Source organism: Arthrobacter sp. Bi26 (assembly GCF_918697925.1).
Taxonomy (GTDB): Bacteria; Actinomycetota; Actinomycetes; order Actinomycetales; family Micrococcaceae; genus Arthrobacter.
This window is the reverse complement of the sequence record NZ_CAKKMF010000173.1, coordinates 1-4,071: the sequence shown is the minus strand read 5'-3', so window position 1 is coordinate 4,071 and position 4,071 is coordinate 1. Positions and strand designations below refer to the sequence as shown.

The 4,071-nt window shown below is 67.8% G+C and carries 3 protein-coding genes and 1 pseudogene; 1 reads left to right on the top strand and 3 read right to left on the bottom strand.

The window, feature by feature from the left end; genetic code table 11:
• A pseudogene (locus LQV16_RS23045) lies at positions 1 to 248 on the top strand (hypothetical protein); the annotation flags it as partial.
• Positions 249 to 379: 131 nt separating this feature from the next.
• On the opposite strand, the gene LQV16_RS23040 reads toward LQV16_RS23045, so the two are convergent.
• The 3 genes from LQV16_RS23040 to LQV16_RS23030 form a co-directional block, all read right to left on the bottom strand.
• The gene (locus LQV16_RS23040) at positions 380 to 1,822 is read right to left on the bottom strand and encodes a dicarboxylate/amino acid:cation symporter (RefSeq protein WP_229996156.1); all 1,443 of its coding nucleotides are present in this window, start codon (positions 1,820 to 1,822) and stop codon (positions 380 to 382) included.
• 260 nt (positions 1,823 to 2,082) lie between these two features.
• Positions 2,083 to 3,768, bottom strand: a complete 1,686-nt coding sequence (locus LQV16_RS23035; RefSeq protein ID WP_229996158.1) for a DUF885 domain-containing protein — start codon at positions 3,766 to 3,768, stop codon at positions 2,083 to 2,085.
• Positions 3,769 to 3,879: 111 nt separating this feature from the next.
• Entirely contained in the window at positions 3,880 to 4,068 is a 189-nt protein-coding gene (locus LQV16_RS23030; RefSeq protein WP_229996157.1) for an acyl-CoA carboxylase subunit epsilon, read from the bottom strand.
• Positions 4,069 to 4,071: the final 3 nt, after the last annotated feature.

The following is a 4,071-nucleotide window of genomic DNA, read 5'->3' as shown; positions in this document are numbered from 1 at the left end:
AGCCAGGACAGAAACCGGACCGTGCCGCGATGGAGAAGGCCCTGGCCGCATCCCTGGCGAAATCGCTCGGCATCGAGGAAGCCAAGGTCACTGCCGCCCTGGAGGAACTGCGCACCGCCGAGCAGGCCAAGCATGCGGCAGCCCTGAAGCCCCGGCTGGACCAGGCCGTCAAGGACGGCACCCTGACCCAGGCAGAAGCGGATGCCGTCACCAAGGCCGCCGAAAAGGGTGTGATCGGCGGCCGCTAGGCTGCTGTGGAATTGGGCCGGTGGATTTGGGCCGATGGATTTAGGTCAACGTTGGTTAAAACCAGAGAAGTCCCCGGGGGGTCCCGGGGACTTCTCCTGTACACGCTTCCTGTAAAACGCTCGTTCAGCAGCTACGCCTTCGCGTCGGCCAGTTCGCGTTCGTCCCGTCCACTCGCGGGAGCTGCGGCAGCGGACGGATCAACGGCGGACGTGTCGACGTCGTCGCTGAACGGGTCGCCGTTGCGCGGCGCGTTGTACAGCGCTTCGTCCAGGATGCCCTGGCGCTTTGCCACGATCGCCGGGATCAGGGCCTGCCCGGCCACGTTGACGGCGGTGCGGCCCATGTCCAGGATCGGGTCGATGGCCAGCACGAGGCCGACGCCGGCCAGCGGCAGTCCCAGCGTGGAGAGCGTCAGCGTCAGCATGACGACGGCGCCCGTGGTGCCGGCGGTCGCGGCGGAGCCGAGGACGGACACCAGCGCGATCAGCAGGTACTGGGTGAAGTCCAGCTGGATGCCGAAGAACTGGGCCACAAAGATCGCCGCCACGGCCGGGTAGATCGCGGCGCAGCCGTCCATCTTGGTGGTCGCGCCGAGCGGCACCGCGAAGGAGGCGTAGGCGCGGGGCACGCCCAGGTTCCGCTCGGTCACGCGCTGGGTCAGCGGCAGCGTGCCGATCGAGGAGCGTGAGACGAAGGCCAGCTGCACGGCCGGCCACACACCGGAGAAGTACTGCCTGACAGACAGGCCATGGCTGCGGACCAGGGCGGGGTAGACCACGAACAGCACAAGCGCCAGGCCGATGTAGATTGCCACAGTGAACTTGCCGAGCGAGCCGATGGTGTCCCAGCCGTAGACGGCCACGGCGTTGCCGATCAGGCCCACGGTGCCCAGCGGCGCGATCCGGATGATCCACCAGAGGACTTTCTGGATGACGGCGAGGGCGGACGCGTTCAGGGCCAGGAAGGGTTCGGCCGCCTTGCCCACTTTGAGGGCGGCGATGCCGACGGCGATCGCGATCACGAGGATCTGGAGGACGTTGAAGCTCACAGCGGTGGTGGCGACGCCGTCGGTGACCGTGGTGCTTGCGCCGAGGCCCAGGAAGTTCTTCGGGAACAGCCCGGTGAGGAAGGCCCACCAGTCACCGGACTTGCCGGCGTACTTCGCTTCCTGGCTGATGCCGGTGCCGGCGCCGGGCTGCAGCAGCACGCCCAGGCCGATGCCGATCAGGACGGCAATCAGCGAGGTGATCGCGAACCAGAGCAGCGTGTTCCAGGCCAGCCGGGCAGCGTCGGAAACGGCGCGCAGGTTGGAGATTGAGCTGACGACGGCGGTGAAGATCAGGGGGACCACGGCGGTCTGCAGCAGCGAGACGTAGCTCGAGCCGATGGTCTGCAGCGCGGTGCCGAGGGCGTTGGGGTTTGCCTTGGTGCTGCCGGTGTACTTGGCCAGCAGGCCAAGGCCCAGGCCGACGATCAGGGCGGCGATGATCTGGAAGCCGAACGAGCCGGCCCATTTGGGCAGCTGGAACCCGGTCTTTCCGGCAGGTGCGGGGGTGCTTGTCTGAGTGGTCACCGGAACACGCTAGGACCGTCTCAGATAGCATGACCAACGGATGTTGAGAAATGTTACGCGGCGGTATTTTCGACGCGACGGCCAAATCCCGGGAATTCCGCCGGAAGGCTGCCCGATTGTGAAGTTATTCCCGGGCGGAATGTGGTGATTGTCTCGTCCCGGACGCCGCCGGTCACGCGAGATGGCAGTTCGCGGCAGTGTTTTTTGGGAAACACTGCCGCGAACTGCCATGTCGAGTTTCGGTTCGCGCGGAACGCGACCTACCCCAGCAGAGCGCGCTTGAGGGTGTCGAGGCCCACCGAGCCGATGTTCAGGGCCTTGGTGTGGAAGGCCTTGAGGTCGAAGCCGGGGCGGGATTCCAGCTCTGCCCGGATCTGCTCCCAGAGCCGCTGGCCCACCTTGTAGGACGGTGCCTGTCCCGGCCAGCCCAGGTAGCGCGTGAACTCGAACTTCAGCTGGCCCTCACTGATCGGCAGGTTGGCGCGGAGGAACTCAAAACCCTTGTCCGCTGTCCAGATGCCGCTGCCCCAGCGCTCGGGGACCTCAAGCTCCAGGTGCACGCCGATGTCGAACACCACGCGGGCCGCACGCATGCGCTGCATGTCCAGCATGCCCATGTGGTCGCCCGGATCGCCGAGGTAGCCGAGTTCCTGCATGAGCCTCTCCGCATAGAGCGCCCAGCCTTCCCCGTGGCCCGAGGTCCAGCACACGCTGCGGCGCCACTTGTTCAGCAGCTCGCGGCGGTAGGTGGCGGTAGCAACCTGGAGGTGGTGGCCGGGTACGCCCTCGTGATACACCGTGGTGGTTTCGGCCCAGGTGGTGAAGGTGTCCTCGCCGGCCGGCACGGACCACCACATCCGGCCGGGACGGCTGAAGTCCTCCGAGGGGCCCGTGTAGTAGATGCCGCCTTCATCGGTGGGTGCGATCCGGCACTCCAGCGTTTTCATGACGTCCGGGATCTCGAAGTGGACGCCGGCGAGCTCCGCGACGGCTTTGTCGGAAAGTTCCTGCATCCAGGCCTGGAGGGCGTCGGTGCCCTTGAGCTGGCGGGCGGGATCGTTGTTCAGGATCTCCTTGGCTTCCTCGACTGTGGCGCCGGGCCGGATTTCCCCGGCCACGCGTTCCTGTTCGGCGATGAGGCGGTCGAGTTCCTGGACGCCCCACGCGTAGGTCTCCTCCAGGTCCACGGTGGCGCCGAGGAAGTCCCGGGATGCCAGGGCGTAGCGCTCGCGGCCCACGGCGTCCTTGGCCGGGGCGACGGGCAGGAGTTCGGCCTCGAGGAAGCCAGCGAGCCGGGAGTACGCCACCCGGGCGGCGGCCGTGCCGGCGTCGAGCTGGAACTGCAGTTCCGCCGGGAGCGGGCCCTCCGCGGTCTTGGCGCCGGCGGCGAGCTTCGCGAAGAAGCCGTCTTCCGCAGCGTGCTTGGTGGCCTGCTCGATCACGATCGACACCTGGCGGGCAGCGGCCACCTTGCCGTCCTGCATCGCCGAACGCAGCGACTCGATGTACCCGTCGATCGCGGCGGGGACATTGTGGGCCCGGCCCGCGATGTGCCCCCACTGCCCGGCGGTGTCCGTCGGCATGAGGTCAAAGATTGCGCGGATGTCCTGGGACGGGGACGCGATGTTGTTCAGATCGGCCGTGTGCCAGCCCGATTCGTGGATTTCCAGCTGCAGGCCCAGCCGCTCGTGCATGGCGTCGAGGGTGACGGCGTCGACGTCGTCAACCGGCTCCAGCCCGTCCAGCGCCGCGAGGGCCTCGCGCGCGGCGGCCGCGAATTCCTCGTGGCCGGAGGGGGAAAAGTCCTGGTACTCGGTCTCGTGCCCGGGCAGGCCGAGCTCGGTGGCGAAGCTCGGGTTGAGCCGGATCAGGGTGTCCGTGTAGGCGTCGGCGACGGCGTCAATGGCGGTCTGCGGGCGCGCGGGGGCAGTGTTGTCTGAGGCGATGATTTCGGTAGTCACCCGACGAGACTAGCCCGGCCGCGGTGGTTATGAAAGAGTCACTGAACTTTTTTCCGGGGCAGGGTGAGAAACAGGCTGCCGCCCGGCCGAGGACGCTCAGCCGAGGCTGCGGCGCCAGGCTTCCGGGCCGGGCCTGGGTGCCAGCCGAAGCTGCTGCCGGCGGACCCAGTGCCGGACGCCGGGGCTTTCCGGTGCGGCCTGCTGGGCCTGCCCCAGGGACAGCACGACGGCGGTCAGCGCCGCCAGCTCTTCCGGCGTCGGTTCTCCCTTGGCGACGGAGAACAGGAC